The sequence below is a fragment of the Pseudomonas sp. GW822-FHT06D10 genome, from assembly GCF_058799535.1.
Map to the genome: position 1 here is coordinate 180592 of NZ_JBXALN010000009.1, position 19649 is coordinate 200240.

The 19649-nt window shown below is 64.2% G+C and carries 15 protein-coding genes; 7 read left to right on the top strand and 8 right to left on the bottom strand.

Annotated features, from left to right (window positions below):
- Nucleotides 1–107: 107 nt before the first annotated feature.
- The 7 genes from AC1RL5_RS26865 to AC1RL5_RS26895 form a co-directional block, all read right to left on the bottom strand.
- Complete coding sequence (locus AC1RL5_RS26865) at nucleotides 108–5066, bottom strand: hemagglutinin repeat-containing protein (RefSeq protein ID WP_492589399.1); 4959 nt, start codon at nucleotides 5064–5066, stop codon at nucleotides 108–110.
- 104 nt (nucleotides 5067–5170) lie between these two features.
- Nucleotides 5171–6895 (bottom strand): ShlB/FhaC/HecB family hemolysin secretion/activation protein, encoded by a 1725-nt coding sequence (locus AC1RL5_RS26870; RefSeq protein ID WP_011062511.1) that lies wholly within the window; start codon nucleotides 6893–6895, stop codon nucleotides 5171–5173.
- A 768-nt stretch (nucleotides 6896–7663) separates the two neighbouring features.
- Nucleotides 7664–8995 carry a deoxyguanosinetriphosphate triphosphohydrolase gene (locus tag AC1RL5_RS26875; protein WP_011062510.1) on the bottom strand — a complete coding sequence of 444 codons (1332 nt, stop codon included), beginning with the start codon at nucleotides 8993–8995 and terminating at the stop codon, nucleotides 7664–7666.
- 225 nt (nucleotides 8996–9220) lie between these two features.
- The gene (locus tag AC1RL5_RS26880; protein ID WP_145712503.1) at nucleotides 9221–10384 is read right to left on the bottom strand and encodes an EAL domain-containing protein; all 1164 of its coding nucleotides are present in this window, start codon (nucleotides 10382–10384) and stop codon (nucleotides 9221–9223) included.
- Between the two features lie 125 nt (nucleotides 10385–10509).
- On the bottom strand, nucleotides 10510–10851 hold the full coding sequence (locus AC1RL5_RS26885) for a hypothetical protein (protein ID WP_011062508.1): 342 nt from the start codon (nucleotides 10849–10851) through the stop codon (nucleotides 10510–10512).
- Nucleotides 10848–11237 carry a phage holin family protein gene (locus AC1RL5_RS26890; protein ID WP_011062507.1) on the bottom strand — a complete coding sequence of 130 codons (390 nt, stop codon included), beginning with the start codon at nucleotides 11235–11237 and terminating at the stop codon, nucleotides 10848–10850. The genes AC1RL5_RS26885 and AC1RL5_RS26890 overlap by 4 nt, the downstream gene beginning before the upstream one ends.
- A gap of 1 nt (nucleotide 11238) precedes the next feature.
- Nucleotides 11239–11553, bottom strand: coding sequence for an ElaB/YgaM/YqjD family protein (locus AC1RL5_RS26895; protein WP_011062506.1), 315 nt, complete (start codon nucleotides 11551–11553; stop codon nucleotides 11239–11241).
- Between the two features lie 335 nt (nucleotides 11554–11888).
- Here AC1RL5_RS26895 and AC1RL5_RS26900 point away from each other — a divergent pair, with 335 nt between their 5' ends.
- Complete coding sequence (locus AC1RL5_RS26900; protein WP_011062505.1) at nucleotides 11889–13097, top strand: ammonium transporter; 1209 nt, start codon at nucleotides 11889–11891, stop codon at nucleotides 13095–13097.
- Nucleotides 13098–13159: 62 nt separating this feature from the next.
- On the opposite strand, the gene AC1RL5_RS26905 is transcribed toward AC1RL5_RS26900, so the two are convergent.
- Nucleotides 13160–15115 carry a monovalent cation:proton antiporter family protein gene (locus tag AC1RL5_RS26905; RefSeq protein WP_072450609.1) on the bottom strand — a complete coding sequence of 652 codons (1956 nt, stop codon included), beginning with the start codon at nucleotides 15113–15115 and terminating at the stop codon, nucleotides 13160–13162.
- Nucleotides 15116–15335: 220 nt separating this feature from the next.
- Between AC1RL5_RS26905 and AC1RL5_RS26910 the strand changes: the two genes are divergently transcribed.
- The 6 genes from AC1RL5_RS26910 to AC1RL5_RS26935 all read left to right on the top strand — a co-directional run bounded on the left by AC1RL5_RS26910 (nucleotide 15336) and on the right by AC1RL5_RS26935 (nucleotide 19633).
- On the top strand, nucleotides 15336–16430 hold the full coding sequence (locus AC1RL5_RS26910; protein ID WP_015636519.1) for an acyltransferase family protein: 1095 nt from the start codon (nucleotides 15336–15338) through the stop codon (nucleotides 16428–16430).
- A 36-nt stretch (nucleotides 16431–16466) separates the two neighbouring features.
- A complete protein-coding gene (locus AC1RL5_RS26915; protein ID WP_072450608.1) occupies nucleotides 16467–17438 on the top strand; it encodes an acyltransferase family protein in 972 nt (323 codons plus the stop codon).
- Nucleotides 17439–17507: 69 nt separating this feature from the next.
- Complete coding sequence (locus tag AC1RL5_RS26920) at nucleotides 17508–17744, top strand: glutaredoxin family protein (protein ID WP_011062501.1); 237 nt, start codon at nucleotides 17508–17510, stop codon at nucleotides 17742–17744.
- A gap of 111 nt (nucleotides 17745–17855) precedes the next feature.
- Nucleotides 17856–18302, top strand: a complete 447-nt coding sequence (locus tag AC1RL5_RS26925; protein WP_011062500.1) for a S24 family peptidase — start codon at nucleotides 17856–17858, stop codon at nucleotides 18300–18302.
- A gap of 40 nt (nucleotides 18303–18342) precedes the next feature.
- Nucleotides 18343–18663 carry a hypothetical protein gene (locus tag AC1RL5_RS26930; protein ID WP_025127223.1) on the top strand — a complete coding sequence of 107 codons (321 nt, stop codon included), beginning with the start codon at nucleotides 18343–18345 and terminating at the stop codon, nucleotides 18661–18663.
- Nucleotides 18664–18742: 79 nt separating this feature from the next.
- On the top strand, nucleotides 18743–19633 hold the full coding sequence (locus AC1RL5_RS26935; protein ID WP_103406974.1) for a pseudouridine synthase: 891 nt from the start codon (nucleotides 18743–18745) through the stop codon (nucleotides 19631–19633).
- Nucleotides 19634–19649 lie beyond the last annotated feature (16 nt).

Sequence of the window (19649 nt, forward strand, 5' to 3'; positions counted from 1 at the left end):
GTCTTACACAGAATAAGGGGAGGGATTACAGGCAGTTGGCATCTAATGGAAGTTCAACAGGGTGGGGCACCCAGGCCGCCCTCCGAGGAAGGAGGGCGGCCATGGCCTCATGGCGTTTTCTGATCGATACCGGCTTGCAGCAACTGGCTGTTGCTGTGACCGCCGACACGCAGCGGGCCGAGGTTGAACACCTGGTCCTTACTGGTGGCTTCGTCCTGTTTGCGGGTCAGCTCGCTACCGGCGCCCAGGACCAGGTTGACCGGTGACTTGGACAGGTTGAGCCCGGCATCGACGCGGTAGTCCGAGCCGGCCAGGGCGTTGCTGGTGACCTTGGAGCCCCCCAGGTCGACCCGACCCTCGCTGGCACCGATGCGTGCACCGGTGAGCGTGGTTTCGCCGCTGACCCGCAGGTTCACCCCTTGCTGGCCACGGATGCCCGAGGCCTGCTCCACACTGTCCTTGCCAGCATGGCTCAAGCCCAGGTTCAAGGTCGGGGTGTAGGAAGTGTTGCCGCTCTTGTCGCCGAACAGCACGCCTTCAGCGGTGTTGGCCACCTTGCTGCCGGTAGTGTTCTTTTCGCTGACCGAGTAGCTGTCGCTGGTTTTCGGCCAGAAGCGTTCCTTGAGGCTGGAGAAGCCATTGCCCACGGCGTCGGCCTTGTCGGCCAGGTAGCTCTTGGCCTTGTCCACACCGTTGCCAAAGGCGCCACGGGGCTCGGGGTTGACGTCGTAGCTGCCGCTGCGGCTGAGCTTCTCGCCCAGGCGCTCCTTGGCGTTGCTGGCCTGGGCGACCACGCTGTCCTTGGCCGAGCCGAGTTTGTCGACGCCCTTGTCCACGGCGTTCTCCAGTTTCTCGCGGTGCTTGTCGAAGCCTTTCTCGGCCTTGGCCTTCAGGTCGTCCTTGAGCGGGCCGGCCGGCTTGGCCAGCTTGTCCACCAGCCCGGGCTGGTTCTTCGCCACCTCCAGCTTGGCGTCGATATTGACCTGGGTGCTGCGCAGGCGGTCCTGGCGGCTTTCGATGTCGAGGCGGCCACCGATGGCCCCGTCGACCCGTTGCGCGTCGATGTTGGCCCCGGCCAGATGCACGTTGCCGGCGCTGTTGAGGACCACCTGGTCGGCCTTGATCAGGCTGTTGTGCTGGGTGGTGCTCTGGCGCTGGTCGACGTCGATCTTGGCCCGGGCGTTGATCCCGCGGTCGATTTTCGGCGAGTCGTGCTCGCTGGCATCGGCCAGGGTGGTCTTGCCCATGCTGCCACCGGCGCCCAGGGTCAGGCCCCAGTTGTCATGGGCCTGGGTAGAGTGCGCCGACTCCTGGAAGATGCCGCCCTGGGCCGCATCCAGGACGACCTTGCCGGCATCGATCCGGGTGCCCTGCAAGTGAATCGCGTCGTCGCCGGTGGCGGCGCTGCCCAGCAGGACCTGGCCCTGGCTGTAGAGTTGCGCGCCGCGCTGGCCCTGGTCGTTTTCAGAGACCCGGCCAATGTTGAAGTTGGCGCTGAGGTTGGCGCTCTTGCCGCTGCTTTGCTCGCTGCTGGTTTTACTGGCACCGGCGGTGAGCCCGCCACCCAGGTTGCTGCCCTGGCTGGTGTGGGTGTCCACGGCGGCTTGCAGGTCCAGCTTGCCGCCAGCGTCCAGGCGGATATCGCCGGTAGGCCGTGCCGCGTTGCCGATCTGCGTGCCTTGCAGCGTCAGGTTGGCGCCGCTGTCGAGCTGCACCGGGCCCTGGCCCTGGATGCTGGCGACCCGCGCCTGGCTGTCCTGCTGCTCCAGGCTTTTGTGGTCCAACTGGACACCGGCACCCAGGTTGAGGTTGCTGCCGTTGCTGCCCGGGGTGGTGCCCAGGGTCAGCGAGGCGTCGCCACGCAGGCTGGAGTTGCTGCTGCTCTGGCGGTCATTGGCCTGGTTCAGCGCCAGTTCACCGCCGCTCTTGAGCTTCACGCCACCCTGACCGCCATTGAACTGGCTGCCTTCGAAGCGCCCGTCGCCGGCCAGCTGGATGTCCACGCCCTGGCTGGCGTTGTAGCTGCCGACCTGGGCCTGGTCCTTGCTGCTGGTGACGGTACTGCTGCCACCGGCGCCGCTGCCGCGGATGTTCAGGTCCTCGCCGGTATTGGTGTAGACCCGCACGCCGGCCTTGGCATCCAGGGCCTGTTCGCTGCTGCTGGTGCTGTTGCTGGCGGCGCTGGCCAGCAGGCTGTCGGCGCTGATTTTCACCGCGCCATCAGTGGCACGGTACTGGGTGCCCTGGTCCTGCAGTTGGCCTTTGACCTTGACCTCGACCTGGCCACCGCTCAACTGGCTGACCACTGCGGTGCCGCTGCTGCTGTCCAGCTGGCGGTTCTGGTGGCTGACGTCCACGTCCAGCCCGACGTTGGGCTGTTCCAGGGCATCGAGTACTCCCGGTTGATGGAACTTGCGTTGGGCCACGCCCTGGATGGCCTTCTCGATCGGCCGGGTGACGCCCTTGTATTCGACGTTGGCGCCGACATCCACTGCCCAGTTGTTGTCCTGGTGGTGGCTGGTTTCGCTGTTGCGGGCGGCCTTGTTCACCACCTCGCCGGCGTTGACCTGCAAGGTACCGCCAGCCTTGACCTGGGCCCCTTCGGTGGTCAGGCGGTTGCCGGCGTTGATGGTCAGGTTGCCGCTGGCGCCGATGTTGCTGGTTTGCGCGGTGCTCTTGCTGCTGCTGTCCTGGCTGCTGTTGTGCGCCACTTCCACGCCGTTGCCGGCCCGGTCCAGGCCGCCGGTGTAATAGAAGCCGCCGCCGGTGGTGGTGCTGTCGCTGTGCTTCTCGGTTGTGTTGTCCGCGGCCAGCAACTGCACATGCTTGCCGCTCAGGCTGGCATCGCCGGCCGTGGCCGCAAGGTCGCTGCCTTGCACCTTGAGATCTTCGCCGGCAGTGACCGCCAGGGTGCCGCCGGTGAGGCTGGAGGCCTGTTGCCGGGTGCTGTCGTTGCTGTCGTTGCGCTGCTGATCCTGGTAGCGCACCCCGGCCCGGTATTGGCCGGTGCCCGGTGCATTTTCCTTGGCGTAGGCGTCGAAGCCGCGCTTCTGGGTGCTGCTGCTGTCGTGCTGGGTGTCTTCGGCGGCCGCGACCTTGATCGTGCCCTTGGCGCTGGCGTCCAGTGCCCCTGCTGCGGCAACCTGGGAGCCGCTGACGGTCAGGTCCTCGGCGCTTTGCAACTTGAGGTTGCTGTCCGAGCGCAACTGGCTGCCGACCGTGGTGCTGCCCTTGTTCTGCTGGCGGCTCTCGTCCTTGGCAATGCCGAAGAACTTGCTGTCCTTGCTGTGGTTGTTGCTGTGGGACGTGTCCCGCACGCCGTCGATGGTCAGCGCGCCCTTGTCACTGATGACGCTGGCCTCGGTGCCGCCCCGGGCCTGGCTGCCGCTGATGCGTACGCTGTCGGCGCGCACGATCAGCTTGCCGTCGGCGTTGACCTTGCTGCCCTGGTTCTGGGTCTTGCCCTGGTCGCCGTCGGCGTTCTTGCCGAAGAAGCCACCGCCCACCAGGTCGCCGGAGTAGCGCTGGTTGCTCTGGCTCTGCTGGCGGCTGGCGCTGGTGATGTCGACGTCCTTGGCGCTCAGCAGGATGTCGCCCTGGCTGTGCAGCTCGGCGCCCTGCAGTTGCAGTGTCTGCTGGCTGGTCAGTTCCAGCTGCTTGCCGCTCTTGAGCTGGCTGGTGACGGTGCGCTGCTCGCTGCTGGCGTTGTCCCAGTTTTCCTTCCACAGGTGCTTGCGATGCTGGCCCTGGTCACGCTGGGTGTGGGTCTCGGTGGCGGCGGTCAGGCGCAGGTCGCCGCCGCTTTGGGCGCTCAGGCGATTGCCGGCCTCGACGCTGCTGCCCTGGATCTGGGTGCTGGCGCCGGAATTCAGCTCGGCATCCTGCCGGGCGACGACCTTGTTACCGTGCTGGCGGCTGTCGCTGTCGGTGTGGGTACTGTCGTAGGTTTCCCAGGTGATGCCGATGGTGCTGTTTTCCCATTGCTGGCGTTTTTCCTGGAGCTTGCGGCTTTCGATGCTGCTCAGGGTCAGGTTGCGCCCGGCGTCGAGCTTGACGTTGCGGCCACTGACATCGGTGGCGGCCAGGGTCAGGTCCTTGGCTCCGTGCAGCTCGATGTCGCCCTGGCTGCTGACCCCGGCACGGATCGCGTCGAGGCTGTTGTCCACGGCCTGGCCACGGATGTCCAGGTCACCGGCGGAACTCAGCTTGACCCCGTCGCGGCCGTCCACCTGGACGGCGCCGACACGCACCCCGGCACCTTCGGCGGTGCTGACGATATTGATCCGCCCGGCCTGCATGGCACCGAACAGGCTGGCGTCGATGCGCTGCTCCTGGGTGCGGCTTGCCGGGTCGACGTTACGCACCTGGCCGCTGGGGTAGTCCAGCTGGTTGCGACCGACGGTGACATTCAACTGGTCCCGGGCCTTGAGGGCGCCCTGGCTGTCGATGCGCGGGGCGATCAGATTGATCGAACCCTCGGCGTTGCGCAGGCCACCGCCCTGGATAGCCAATTGGCCGCGGGCATCCTGGGTGTTGAGCCCTTGCAGCTTGCCGTCCTGGAGTTCCGGGCGGCCCACCACCAGGCTGGCATTGGGGGTGTTGATGAAGCTGCCGCCATTGACCGAGATGCCATTGGGGTTGGCCAGCACGAAGTCGGCGGCGCGGCCGAAGATCTCCTGGGCACCATTGAGTTGCGAGGCATTGCGGCTGATCACTTCGTTGAGGATCACGCTGGCCGCCTGGCCGTGGAACTGCTGGTTGGCCGCCAGTTGCCCGGCCAGTTGCGACTGCCCGGCCTGCAAGGCGTTGTTCAGTACCACGCCCTGTTGCCCGACGTTGTAGTCCAGGAACTGGTTGTGGGACAGGCCGCCGGCATTGGGCGCGACGATGTTGACGATAGGTACGCCACCCTGGTTTTGCAGCTGGGGGATGCCGCCGGGCCCCTCGGCCACGGTGATCCCGCCGGCCAGGGCCAGGGGCAGATGGGAGACCAGCAGCAGGCCGGCGATGGTCCAGCGCAATGTGCCCTGGGGCGAAAGGTGGAACCTGTGAGTGTTGTCAGGCATGAGAACCTCGTTCTGAGTGGGGTGAGCCGGGCGTTGCTTTCTAAGAGGGCAACGGCGCGTGATGCTCAGGTTCGTCGGTTGATTCAGGCTAATCGGCGGTCGGGTCAAATCTGCAGGCTGAACCTGGCCAGCCAGACTTCCGGCTCCGTTCGGAAACCTTCTGGGGTGTTGAGGCTGCGTTGGTAGTCCAGGTCGACCTGGAGTTTTTTCCAGCTCAGGTTGAGCCCCAAGCTGGCACCGCTCAGCTGCCGGCTCCGGGCGCCGTGCTCGGCCTTGATCCAGCCGTTGTCCAGCCCCAGGCGCGGGGTGATCTTGACCGGCAGGTCGTTGTCGAGCGGCAGGCGCAGGGTGTTGCGCCATACCGCGCCAATGGCGCCGGAAGCACTGTTGATGCGATAGCCGCGCACCGCCGAATCGTCGGTGCCCAGCAGTTGTTCGATGGCCGGCAGCGGGTCCGGGCTGTACTGCGCCGAGAGCTGGCTCTGCCACTGCCAGCGCTGGGTGCCCAGCTGGCCGTTGCGCCACTGGCTGAGGCCGGCGCGGTACTTGCGGAACTGCGCCTGGGGTAGGTTGCGCTGTACCTGCTGCGAGTCGCGGTCGGCGCCGAACCAGGTCAGGCCCTGGGCGTAATTCACATCCAGGTTCCACACTGCGCTGTCGAGCCAGAACAGGTTGAGCCCGGCTTCGGCCACGGTCAGGGTCGGGCTCTGGATCTGCAGGTGGGCCTTCTGCAGGTAGCTGTCCACATCCTTGTAGGCCAGTTGCAGGTTGGCGCTGAGCTGGTGGCTCTGGTCGCGCCACAGTACCCGGTCGGCGCGGCCGCTGACCATGTCGGTACGCCCGCTGTTGTACAAGGTGGTGCGGGGCAGCTTGAGCGGCGCGCGGTATTCGGCATGGCTGGCGAACAGGCTGTAGGTCCAGTAGCCGTAGGGCACCGAGTAGAACAGGCTGCTGCTGCGGCTGTAGCGCGGGCCGTGGTTGAGGGTGTCGCTGTAGTTCAGGTTCAGCGCATCGTTGATCTGCAACGGGCTGTCGAGATTGAGGTTGATCGACTGCCGGTCACGCCCGGTGCCGGCGCTGCCCAGGTTGTCCACCCCCAGGCCCAGGCCCCAGCGTGCGGCGCTGCTGCGCGAGCGCAGGATGATCCGCGAGGCTCCGGGCTGGCTGCCGGGGGCGATGTCGGCGGTCAGGTCCAGGGAGCGCAGGCGGTTCAGTTGATCCAGGCCCTGCTCCAGGTCCCGCAGGTACAGGGGCTTGCCGAGCATGCCCGGGAAAGCGCCGCGCAGGGATACCGGCAGGCTCTGGTCGGCCAGTTCGATGGCTTCGACGTAGCCTTCCTCTACCAGGATATCCAGGCTGTGCCCGGCCGCCGGAGTGCTGGCCAGGTAAGGGCGGCTGGCGATGTAGCCGGCCTCTACATAGAGGCGAGTGATGGCCGCCAGCAGCTGGTTGATCTGATTGGCCCCCATGCACGGCGCGACATACGGCTTGATGTAGTCGTTGAGCCGGGCCTTGTCGAACAGGCTGACGCCGCCGATGCGGGTGCCGCTCAGGGGCCAGCAGCGCTCGTCGCTGGCAGTCTGCGCAGGTTGGCTGGGGGCCGCCGGGGTGCTGCTGAAACTGCCGCGCTGCATCTGCCGCTGGCGCTGTTCCAGTTGCAGTTGTTGCAGGTCCCGTTGCTGTTGTTGCTGCAGGCGCAGGGCTTCCTGGCCCGGTTGCAGGTTATCGGCCAGGGCCGGCGTCAGGTACGTCAGGCCCAGCAGCAGTCCCAGGCACCAAGTGCTGGTGTGGGGGAGAAGGGAGCGGTCAGTGCGTAATGAATAGGGCACTTGGCATCCTTACTGTAATAAGACGAAGTGACAGACACTCGGAAAGCCGGGTATGAGGCTCAACTAGTGGCGTCGCTTTTAGTTCTGCCCTGTGAACGCTAGATACCTTCGATATCTATATCTGAGGTTCAGTGCTCAAGTGCTCGGAAGTGACAGTTCCTGAGTAAGTGCCGGATGGGTTAGTGCAAATTCAGGTATGACAAAAGGGTTGAGTGAGTTGCAGTGGAAACGTTACAGCGCAGCGCAAAATTAATTTTTCCGGGGGTGGTCAGCGGGGGGAATAGCCTGTGAAATCGAGACTATCCGAAACCCAAAAGGCTATTTGTACGTAAATTGTAAATACATAGAAGGCTAACGGAATTTGCTTGTCAGCCCTGATTGGAAAGGGGTGTGGCGCTCGGGTGAATTATTCAAAGGTAGGATGTTTGGTTGAATGGCTAACTGGATGTTTAATTCTGTAATCGTCAGTTCGTATATCAACTTGCGAGCGCCAAGTATTTTCGGCTACTTGCTCTTTCTGTTTGAGTAGTTGCTCTATTGTTGTTCTTGTTTGATCGGGCTGTTGTTGCTAGGGGATCTCCTTAGATGTCTTGGTGGTAAGAATTCTGCACTGCATCCATAGTTTCTGGTGGTGCCGCCGGCGAAATTATCGACGTATAGAAAACTATATAGCGATACTCTGGCTAGGGGATTCCCTTAGTTGCAGATTGGATGTCGCAGGTCATATCAAGTGCCTGGCACAGTGGCCGGGCACTTGATGAATGACGGTTATTGCGGGCTGGAGCGCCCGGTCATTTCCCGGGCCATCTCACTGGCATAGCTGTCGGTCATGCCGGCGATGAAATCGATCATGCGCAGGAACGAGGTATGCAACGGCCAGTTCGGGTCCGGTGCGTTATTGCCCAGCAGGTCGAGGATCCGCCGGTTCTTGAACGAGGGGGTCTTGCCGCCATGCTGTTCCAGCGCCGCGCCGCAGAAGGAGTTCAGCAGGATCTCCAGGGTGGTGTAGGCGCCGATCTCGTGCAGGGTCTTGCGCTTGTCCTGGAAGATCTTGCGCCGCGCCACATCCTTGGCATTGAGTACGCAACGCTTGGCCGGACCATGCATGTGCTCCACCAGGTCGCCGTGCAGGGTGCCGGCCAGCAGGGCGTCCTGCTGTTCGACAAAGGCCCGGGCGGCGGCGTTGGTCAGGTGCTCGATGGCCTTGCCCCGCAGGATTGCCAGGCGTCGCCGGCGCGAATCGCTGGGGCCCAGCTGGCGATAGGTTTCCGGCAGGTCGTCGCCCACCAGGCCGAGTAGCAACGCCTCGACTTCGGCGTACTCCAGCAGGTCCATCTCCAGGCCGTCCTCAAGGTCGATCAGGGCGTAGCAGATGTCGTCCGCCGCTTCCATCAGGTACACCAGCGGGTGCCGGGCCCAGCGCTGGTCTTCCAGCTGTGGCAGGCCCAGCTTGTGGGCGATCTGTTCCAGCAGCGGCAGCTCGCTCTGGTAGCAGCCGAACTTGTGCTTCTTGTAGCCCAGGGAGTCGGCATGGCGCGCGGTCCAGGGGTACTTGAGGTAGGTGCCGAGGGTGGCGTAGGTGAGCCGGGTGCCGCCATCGAACTGGTGGTATTCGAGCTGGGTGAGCACCCGGAAGCCCTGGGCGTTGCCTTCGAAGTTGAGGAAGTCCTGGCGTTCGGCCTCGCTCATCGCATCCAGCCAGCCCCGCCCGGCGGCTTGCTGGAACCAGTGGCGGATGGCGTCTTCCCCGGAGTGGCCGAAGGGCGGGTTGCCGATGTCGTGGGCCAGGCAGGCCGATTGCACCACCATCCCCAGGTCGCTGGGCTCACACCAATCGGGCAGGGCGCTGCGCAGGGTCTCGCCGACGCGCATGCCCAGGGAACGACCTACACAGCTGACTTCCAGGGAGTGGGTCAGGCGGGTGTGGATATGGTCGTTGCTGGACACCGGGTGCACCTGGGTCTTGCGCCCCAGGCGGCGGAAGGCACCGGAGAAGATGATGCGGTCGTGGTCTTTGTGGAAAGGGCTACGGCCGAGTTCTTCCGGGCTGTGCACTGGCTTTCCGAGGCGTTCGCGGTTGAGCAGGGTCTGCCAATCCAAGGCGGGTCTCTCCGAAAAAAACTGAAGGGCAGAGCTTCCGGTTTCTCGAGCGTGGCCGCAAGAGGCGCATGGTCTGCGCTTGTGTCGACGCCTTTGCTGGCAAGCCAGCTCCTGCACGGAAATGACCTGGCCTGCGGCCCACCTGTAGGAGCCGGCTTGCCGGCGAAAGGGCCCGCAGTTCGTGCATCCATCGTGGCGCTGCGTTCGCCGGCAAACGGGACGGGGTTACAGGCCGGCCGCGTCGATGTCGATCAGCAGCAGGCGCTGGCCGTTGTCGAAAAACTGCCCGGCGGTCAGGCAATACTGGTTGCTGGTGGCGTCGCGGTAGGTGTTGGACAGGGTCAGGCGTCGCTCCTCCCAGCCTTCGGCCAGCAGGTGATAGAAGTACGGGCGCCAGGACCAGTTGTGGCCAACGTAGCTGCTGTCGGCCTGCCAGCTGTTGTGGCGCCATTCCAGGTTCGGGGTCAGTTGGGTGCCATGGCGGTCGCACTGATAGAAACGCAGCAGCCAGGGAAAGGCCTCGACCCGGGGCAGTTGGCTGATGGGCGCCTGGGCCTGGGCCCAGGCCTGCAGCAGGTTCATCAGCTCGGCCAGTTGCAGGCGCATGCGCATCAGCCGGTTGCGTTCGGCCAGCTTGTGCCGCACGTAGCGCTCGCGCAGGCGGGCGAAGGGCTGGACGAAGGCATCGCTGGGGTAAAACTGTTGCTCGGCCTGGGCAAACAGGAAGCCCTGTACATAGCGCGAGCCGCACTCCAGGGCGAAATCCAGTTCGGCTTCGGTTTCCACGCCTTCGGCGATGATCCAGCAGCCGGTCTTCTCCGCCATCTGCGCCAGGGCCTTGACCACGTCGCTGCTGGGGCCACCCCGGGCCGCGGCCTGGAACAGCCGCATGTCGAGCTTGAGGATGTCCGGTTGCAGGGCCAGCACCCGGTCCAGTTGCGAGTAGCCGGCGCCGAAGTCGTCGATGGCGATCCGTGCTCCGGCCTGGCGATAGCGCTCCACCACTTCGCTGAGGCGTTGGCTGTTGCCCCCCAGTTCAGTGATTTCGAACACGATGCGCCGCGGGTCTACGCGGTTCTGCTGCAATTGCTTGAGGCTGGGCAAGGGCTGCCCGGAGCGCAGGCGGCTGATCCATCGGGGGGAAATGTTCAGGCTCAGGAACCAGTCCGCGGGTGCCTCGTGCAGGCGCCGCAGGGCGTCGTCGCGGATCAGCCGGTCAAGGCGGCGCAGGGCGCTGGAGGGGGTTCGAGGATCGGCGAACAGCGGCCCCACGGACGCCAGTTGGCCATTGTCCTGGCGCAGGCGGCCCAGGGCTTCGACCCCGGCGATACGCCCGGTGGCGGTGTCGATGAAGGGCTGGAAGCAGGCGAGCGGTTGCCCGTCGATCACAGGGCCTCCTTACAAGAGTCTGGGTGGAGTAGGGCCGTGGCTGACGGGTAGGCGGCCACGAACCGGCCCCTGGGTAAAGGGGCCGATCCGGGTTGCTTAGCAAGAATGCAGCCAGATAGCGCCGCTCAGGATTTGCGCGAGGAGCCTTGCATCACCAGCTTGATCAGCGGCACCAGCGTGGTGCCCAGGCGAACCAGGCGTGTGAGGCCGCCGGCACCGCCGCTCTTGGCACCCTTGCCGGTGATGAAGCCCAGTAGCGTCACCACTGCCACGCCCCAGAGCGGGGCGTGCTTGATGCCCAAGCCTTCCTGCCAGCTCTGCCCCAGGCCGCGGACCCGTTGCAGGGGTTGCAGCAGTTGCTGGGACTCGTGGCGGATTTCCTGGCGGTGCATTTCCATGCGCAGGCGGATCAGTACCTTGCGCATTTCCCGGCGTGAAGTGTTCTGCGGGACTTCAGGCAGTTTCATGGCAGGAGGCGCTCCCGATCATTGGCCAACTCTTCGAGGGTGGCGTGGAAAGGTGAGGATTCATCGAAGATCGCTGCCTTGAGGCGCAATCCGCAGAAGATCGCCGCCAGGGTGTAGAACACGCACAGGCCGATGATTCCAGCCAGGCGATAGCTGTCCCACAACAGGATCAGCACCAGTGCAGACAGCCCCACCAGCAACAGCAGGGCGAACACCAGGGCCAGCCCGGCGAACAACAGCAGGCTCACGGTGCGTGCTTTCTGCTCCTGCAACTCGATGCCGAACAGCTCGACATGGCTGTGCAGCAGCCCCAGGACTGCCGCCCCCAGGCGCCGCGAAGACGCGCTCGGGCCGCTGCCGGACGAAGTGGATTCGCCGATAGCCATATCAGCGCCGCGTCGCCAGGAGGCCGATCAGGAAGCCCACGCCGGCGGCGATGCCCACCGATTGCCAAGGGTTGCTCTGCACATAGTCCTCGGCGGCGGTGACCGCTGCCTGGCCCCGCTGGCGCAGGGAGTCTTCGGTCAGTTGCAGGGTCTCCCGGGCCTTGAGCAGGCTGTCGTGGATCTGCTCGCGCAACTCGTCGGCCTGGTCGCCGGCCAGGGTCGCGGTGTGTTCCAGCAGACGCTCCGTGTCACTGACCAGTGCCTGAAAATCCGCCATCAGTACTTCTTGAGCCGTCTTTGCCGTTTTGCTGGCCATGGTTCCATCTCCGTTAGTTGCTTGTGTGAGCTATGAGTGTGAGCCCTGGGCGAAGGTTCACTGCAATTGTCTGGTACAGCTTTTGCTTTGTCCTGGTGCGCCAGGCCCCGGGCCTGCGCCGAAAACGAGCGAGGGTCGCGCTGTAGCCCGCGTAAACCCTGGCCAAGAAAACCATAACCTCAGGTCAGTTCTCACCCCGTGGTTTGTCGTGCCGCCCCCGGCGCGCCAAAACGGTTCACCGAATGCGTGCAATGGCGCGCCCGGGAGCCAACTTGGTGCAAGGAGCGGGGCGCCCTGCCAGGGAACGGCTGGCCGATTTCGGATCTGCCTACTCCATGGAAAATCTGCAAAGCGCTGTGGACACCCTGGTCCACGGTTCCAATACCCTGTTCATCCTGATCGGGGCGGTCATGGTCCTGGCCATGCACGCCGGCTTTGCCTTCCTCGAAGTCGGCACCGTCCGGCAGAAGAACCAGGTCAATGCGCTGTCGAAGATCCTCAGTGACTTCGCCGTCTCGACCCTGGCCTATTTCTTTATAGGCTATTGGATCTCCTACGGCGTGAGCTTCCTGCAACCGGCGGCGGTGATCAGTGCCGATCACGGCTACGGCCTGGTGAAGTTCTTCTTCCTGCTGACGTTCGCTGCGGCGATCCCGGCGATTATCTCCGGTGGCATCGCCGAGCGCGCGCGTTTTGTGCCGCAATTGTGCGCCACGGTGCTGATCGTGGCCTTTGTCTACCCGTTTTTCGAAGGGCTGGTGTGGAACGGCAACTTCGGGGTGCAGGCCTGGTTGCAGCAGCGCTTCGGTGCCGGCTTCCATGACTTTGCCGGCTCGGTGGTGGTGCACGCCATGGGAGGCTGGCTGGCCCTGGCCGCGGTGCTGTTGCTGGGGCCGCGCAATGGCCGCTACCGCGACGGCAAGCTGGTGGCGTTCGCGCCGTCGAGCATTCCGTTCCTGGCCCTGGGCTCGTGGATCCTGATTGTCGGCTGGTTCGGCTTCAACGTCATGAGCGCCCAGACCTTGCAGGGCGTCAGCGGGCTGGTGGCGGTGAACTCGCTGATGGCCATGGTGGGCGGCACGGTGGCGGCGCTGATCGTCGGCCGCAACGACCCGGGCTTCCTGCATAACGGCCCGCTGGCCGGGCTGGTGGCGATCTGCGCCGGCTCGGACCTGATGCACCCGGTGGGCGCCTTGATCACCGGCGCCATTGCCGGAGCGCTGTTCGTCTGGTGCTTCATCGCCGCGCAGAGCCAATGGAAGATCGACGACGTGCTCGGGGTCTGGCCGTTGCATGGCCTGTGCGGTGTATGGGGCGGCATTGCCTGCGGGATCTTTGGCCAGAGTGCCCTGGGCGGCCTGGGTGGGGTCAGCCTGGTCAGCCAGTTGATCGGCACCGGCCTCGGGGTGGCGGTGGCGCTGCTGGGCGGCCTGGCCGTGTATGGGGTGATCAAGGCGGTCTGCGGGCTGCGCCTGACCCAGGAACAGGAGTACTACGGCGCCGACCTGTCGCTGCACAAGATCGGCGCGGTGAGCCAGGACTGAAACGACGCCCCTGGTATTGATGACCCTGGGCGCTCGCCGCCCGGGGTTTGGTCTGGGTGGCTTCAACCGGCTTGCAGGCGTGCTTCGCAAGCCTCGATGGCCGCCTGCGGGCCGGACACCAGCACCCGGTCGCCGGCTTGCAGGCGCGGGCTGGGGTTCAGCGGCAGGTCGTTGCCATCGCGTTGCACCCCGCGTATATCCACGCCCAGTGCCTCCAGGCCCAACTCCTGCAATGGCCGGTTGCAGGCATGGGCATCGGCGTCGAGGTTGACCGCGTGCATCTGCACCGTCGGCGGTTCGCGGTTGTCCTGGGCGCTGTTCTGGGTGCCGTGATAGAAGCCGTGCAACAGTTGGTAGCGGCTGTGGCGCACTTCATCCACGGTGCTCTGCACTCGCTGCTCCGGCAGGCCGAGCATGATCAGGGCATGGGAGGCGAGCATCAGGCTCGACTCCAGCAGTTCGGGCACCACTTCGTTGGCGCCGGCGGCCTTGAGTTCCGCCAACTGGCTGTCATCGCGGGTGCGCACCAGGATCGGCACCGTGCGGTCCAGGCGCCGCGCCGCCTTGAGCACCGTCAGCGCGATATCGCTCTTGTCCACTGCGATCACCAGCAGCCGCGCCCGTTCCAGGCCGACTGCGGCCAGGAGGTCGCCGCGCCGGCAGTCGCCGTAGTGCACGCAGCTTTCTCCCGCAGACGCTTCCTGGACCCGCACCGGATCATCGTCCAGGGCGATGTAGCGCAGTTGCTCGTGGCGCAGGAAGCGGCCAATGGACTGGCCGACCCGGCCATACCCGCAAATCAGCACATGGCCTTGCAGCTCGGCGTTCTGCGCGCTGATTTCCTCCAGTTGCGCGGCCTGGTTGGGCTTGCGGTGCAGGCGGGCGGTGATGACCGGCGCTGCTCGCAGCAACAGCGGGGTTACCAGCATCGAGCAGAAGGTGGCGGCCAGCAGCAGGCTGCTGATGTCGGGCGGGATCATCTGGCTGAGCTGCATCTGCGCCATCAGGGCGAAGCAGAATTCACCGCCCTGGGCCAGGGCCAGGCCGCTGCGCCAGGCGGTTTCGCCATCGCTGCCGCGCAGCTTGAGCAGGGTCGCCACCACCGAACCCTTGATCAGCAGCAGGGCCAGGGTCAGGCCGGTGATCAGCAGGGCATGGTCGATGAACAGTTGCAGGTCGATGAGCATGCCGATGCTGACGAAGAACAGCCCCAGCAGAATGTCGCGGAACGGGCGGATGTCGGCCTCGATCTGATGCCGGTAATGGCTTTCCCCCAGCAGCATGCCGGCGAGGAAGGCCCCCAGGGCCGGTGACAGGCCCAGCAGGTGGGTGAGCCAGGCGGTGAGCAGGACGATAACCAGGGCCAGCAGCACAAAGAGTTCGGCGGAGTGCGAAGCGGCCACTTCATGGAACAGCCGCGGCAACAACCAGCGGCTGGCCAGCAGCAGGCCGACGAACAGCACCACGGTCTTGCCCAGGGTCGCCGGCAGGGCCCAGTACCAGGCGTGCTCGCTGCTGCCGGCGAAGACCGGCACCAGGGTCAGCAACAGCACCGCCACCACGTCCTGGAACAGCAGCACGCCAATGGCGTTCTGCCCGTGGCTGCTGAAGATCTCGCCAAGGCTGGTCAGTTCCTTGCTGACGATGGCGGTGGAGGACAGGGCCAGCCCGGTACCGAGCATCAGCGCTGCGGTCAGGGGCATGCCGAACAGGGCCAGGAGGACCCCGAGGATCAAGCCGGTGCACAGCACTTGCAGGCTGCCCAGGCCAAACACCACGTGGCGCAGGGCAAGCATCTTCGACAAGGAGAACTCCAGGCCCAGGGAGAACAGCAGGAATACCACCCCCAGTTCCGCCAGGTCGGGCAGGTCCTCACTGTCGTTGACCCAGTCCAGCGCGGTGGGACCGACCATCAGGCCCACCGACAGATAGCCCAGCACCGGGGGCAGGCTCAGGCGCCGGAACAGCGCAATCACCACCAGCGAGGAGGCAAGAATGATCAGCAGATTGGCAAACAACGGGCATCTCCGGACAGGGGGCGGGCAAGGCAAAGCCTAGAGGCAAAAAAAGGCGCGAGGATTACCCGGGCCGCAGAGAGTGACGCTGATTCAGGTCATTGTTTGTCGAGAATGTCTCATATTCATGAGCCTTCGCTATGCTCAGAAACTGTCGATAAAGGCGGTGCCCGGGTGACGGGGTTATCCACAGGACCCTGCCAGTGAGGTGTCGGAGAGGTGTATGGAGCGTCTGTATTCACTGCAAGGGTTGCGGGGCGCCGCGGTGTTGGGCGTGGTGCTGTTCCACATGATGTCGGTGGAAATCAAGTATTCGGGCGGTGACATCCTGCTGCCGGTCATGCTGAATTTCTTCCAGCTCGGGGTCGACCTGTTCTTTGTCATCAGCGGCTTCGTGATGGTCATCGTCAGTCGTGGGCGCTTTCAGAAAACCGTCGAGACCCAGCGCTTCCTGTTCAACCGCCTGTCCCGGATTTACCCCACCTACTGGCTGTATTTCTTCATCACCCTGGGGGTGTATCTGTGGCAGCCGGCGCTGGTGAACAGCTCCCACGGCGGCTCCAACCTGTGGATGTCCTTCCTGCTGCTGCCCAATGACCGGGTGCTGCTGGTGATGGTGGCCTGGTCGCTGCTGTTCGAACTGTGGTTCTACCTGATGTTCACCCTGTTCCTGTTCTTCAAGGAAAAGCGCCTGCCGCTGATCCTGCTGCTGTGGGCGGTGGCGCTGGTGCTGTTTAACCTGCTGCAGAACTGGCAGGACTATTCCCCGGCGCTGAAGATCATCCTCCATCCCTACGCCCTGGAATTCATTGCCGGCAGTGCCCTGGCGCTGTTCTTCTACGGGCCCCATAGCGCCAGGGTGCCGACGGCGCTGGTCTGGGTCGCGCTGGCGGCGGCTCTGCTGGTGGGGTTTCCGCTGATCTACGCGTACCAGCTGTTCTTCACCGAGGGCTTGCCGAGGATGCTCGCGGTGGGCCTGACCTTCGGTACCCTGACCCTGTCCCTGGCCTTGCTGGAGCGGCGGCAACTGATCCGTATGCCAGGGTTTCTTACAGCCACCGGTGATATGTCCTACACCATCTATCTATCCCACTTACTGGTGCTGGGGGTCGTCGGCCGGGCCTGGCAGGTGATCGGCGCCTGGCCCGAGAGCTATGTGGATAACCTGGCCTTCATCGTGCTGATGATGACGGCGGTGGTCTGCTATGGCTGGGTTGGCTATCACTTTTATGAAAAGCCGATCCTCGATCGTGCCACGGCCTACTGCAAGCGCCGGTTCAGTACCGCCCCCCGTCGCAAACACTACGATCCGGTGTAGTCGTCCGGCCCTTCCTGCTTACTCGGGTAGCCATCGATGCCGAAAGTGCTCAACGCAAACCTCGACGCGCTGAAAGTCCTGCTGGCGGTGATGGTGGTGGCGCTGCACTGCAAGCTGCTGGGGGGCAATTACACCTGGGTCGGCTACTTGCTGTGCAACGGCCTGTTCCGGGTGGCGGTGCCGACGTTCTTCATCATCAACGGCTACTACCTCTTCCAGACCCTGGAGAGCGGCCACTCCTTCGCCCAGTGGTTCAAGCGCGGCCTTCTGCTCTACCTGTTCTGGATGCTGGTCTACAGCCCGCAGTACATCGACCCGAGCACGATCGCCAGCCTGGGCGGGGTGCTGGGGGTCGTGAAGAAGCTGCTGATCGGCTATTTCCACCTCTGGTACCTGGTGGGCATGCTCGGCGGCGCAGCGATGCTGCTGGTGCTGCGTCGCTGGCGTTCAAGTGCGCTGATCGGCCTGGCCCTGACGGCGTTCCTCATCGGTCTGGGCCTGCAGTACGCGCGGGTCTACTACGAACTGCCCAACGGCTTTCTCCAGCACTTCAATCAGAACGACTACACCGCGCGCAATTTCCTGTTCATGGGCTTCCCGTTCATGGCCATCGGCTTTCTTTGTGCCCGGCATTGCTTGGCAGAGCGGCTCAGCCGGCGCGGGGTGTGCTGCTGGCTAGTGCTGGGGTTGGGGCTGATCCTGGCCGAGGCGGCGCTGAACTTCGCCCTGCGCGCCGATGTAGAGCAGAATTTCGACTTCCTCGCCTCGTTGCTGGTTATTGCCCCGGCCCTGTTCCTGTTGCCCCAGGTGTACTTCCGGGCCTCCCGGAGCAACTTCGCGGCCAAGCTGTCTTCGGCGGTGTATTACGTGCATCCCTGGTTCATCTTCGGCGCCTTGTCCCTGGGCATGGCCTATGGCAACGGCATGGCCGGGCTGGTCCTGCTGCTGGCCTTTGGCGTTGCGCCGCTGTTGATCATGGCCAGTCGCCGGGTCCGTTTCATTCTCTGAGGGCGCCTGGTCGACGGCTTTTTCTCTCGGGCCTAGAATAGGCACCTGTTCTTTTTTGGTTGCCCAGCCATGCCCCCTGAATGCCAATTGTTCGGCACCCTTGGATGCCACCTGTGCGAACTGGCCGAGGCCGAGCTGATGCCCCTGGTGGAACACGGCCTGATGGTCGAACTGGTGGATATCGCCGACAGCCAGCAACTGTTCGACAGCTACGGCCTGCGCATCCCGGTACTGCGCCGGGTGGATACTGGCGCCGAGCTGGGCTGGCCCTTCGACGCCGAGCAAGTGGTGGCCTTCCTGCGCTGATGCACCAGGGGGGTGGGCAGGGTTTCCGCCCGTCGCTCATCGTGCGAATTCATTGGCGAGAGCTCTCGATTGGTTTACTGTATGCATATACAGCTATCGAGGAGTCTCGCCATGTCTCTCACTTTCCTGACCGGTACCGAACGCTCGCAACCGATGCCAGCCCGCTTTGCGCCGCTGGGTGACAGCGAGCCTGCGGCGTTGGCCGATGGTCCCAGCGGCAGCGGTTTTTCCCTCGACCGGACCCTGGGCCTGGGCGCGCCGCAGATCCATGGCCTGCTGGTGGACGATGACAACCTGCTGGGGTTCGGCATCTATCCTGGTGACCGGTTGATCGTCGACCGCTCGGCCACTCCGGCGGTCGACCAGTACCTGGTGGTTCGGGCCCAGGGCGCCAGCGAATACTCGCTGCGCCTGCTGGCGCCCGATCCTCGTGGCGGCTTGCTGCTCAAGGCGGCGCGCCCTTCAATCCCCTCCATCGTTCTGGATGACCTGGGCTCGATCGAGATCTGGGGCGTGGTGTTGTGGGTGGTCAGTTATGTGGGGCGCAAGCAGCCCTGATGAGTGTGGTGGACGCTTCAAACCGTTAAAGGAATAGATGATGGTCAATGTCGAACAACTGAAAAACAGCGTGAACAGCATGTCCACCGATGTGGTGCGTGAAGCGGTGCTTGAGCTGCGCCTGGACGGGTTGGTCACCGAAGGCAAGACGCCTTTCAACAAGCTGCACTTCAACACCTGCTTTGCCGAGATCGAAGCCTTGTTCCAGCGTGCGGGCTACCACCGGCAACTGGATGTGGTGGGTTACCAGGGGCTGTTGTACGCCCTCTACGATCCGGGCCGCTGGGAGGCGGTGGATGTATTGCGCTGGCTCAAGGAGTTCACCGAGGCCGCGGCCCAGGCCAAGCAGTCCTGCGCCTGAAACCTCGGAAACTGTTCCTAGGTTCCTTGTGGCGGCTGTTGGATAATGCCGCCCTGCATTGATCCTTCGAGCTTTTTGTATGTCATCCGCACCTTTTTCCGCTGCACAGCATCAGGCCAGTACCCTGTACCTGCCCCCGGGCTCCTGGGCGACGGTGCTGGATTGCCTGTGTGATCACTTCAAGGCCATCAGTCGCGAACAGTGGCTGGACCGTATCGCCCGTGGCCGGGTGCTGGACGGGCAGGGCCAGCCCATCAGTCTGGAGCTGGCCTATCGCGAAGGCTTGAGGATTCACTACTTTCGCGAGGTGCCGGATGAAAAGGTGATTCCGGTCGAGGAAACCATCCTCTACGCCGATGAGCATCTGGTGGTGGCGGACAAGCCGCACTTTTTGCCGGTGACCCCGGCAGGAGAGTACGTCGAGCAGACGTTGCTGCGGCGCTTGATCCGGCGCCTGGGCAACCCGCACCTGGTGCCCCTGCATCGTATAGACCGGCATACGGCTGGGCTGGTGCTGTTCTCCGCGAACCCAGACAGTCGCTCGGCCTATCAGGCGCTGTTTCCCACCCGCAAGATAGAAAAACGCTACGAGGCGATTGCCGCTGCCTTGCCGCAGTTGAACTTTCCGCTGCTGCACAAGAGCCGGCTGGTGGACGGTGAGCCCTTCTTCCGCATGCAAGAAGCGCAGGGGCCAAGCAATACCGAAACAGCCATCGAGGTCAGGGAGAAACACGGCGAGCTGTGGCGTTACGCCCTGTACCCGGTCACGGGCAAGAAGCACCAACTGCGGGTGCATATGAATGCCCTGGGAGCGGCGATCTGCAACGATCCCTTTTATCCCGAGGTGCTCAAGGACATCGAGGACGACTATGCCCGGCCGCTGAAGCTGCTGGCCCAGGGGCTGCGTTTCATCGACCCGTTGAGCGGGCAGGAATGCGAGTTCGAGAGCCGCATCAGCCTGCAGTGGTGAATACCCAGGCGCAGAA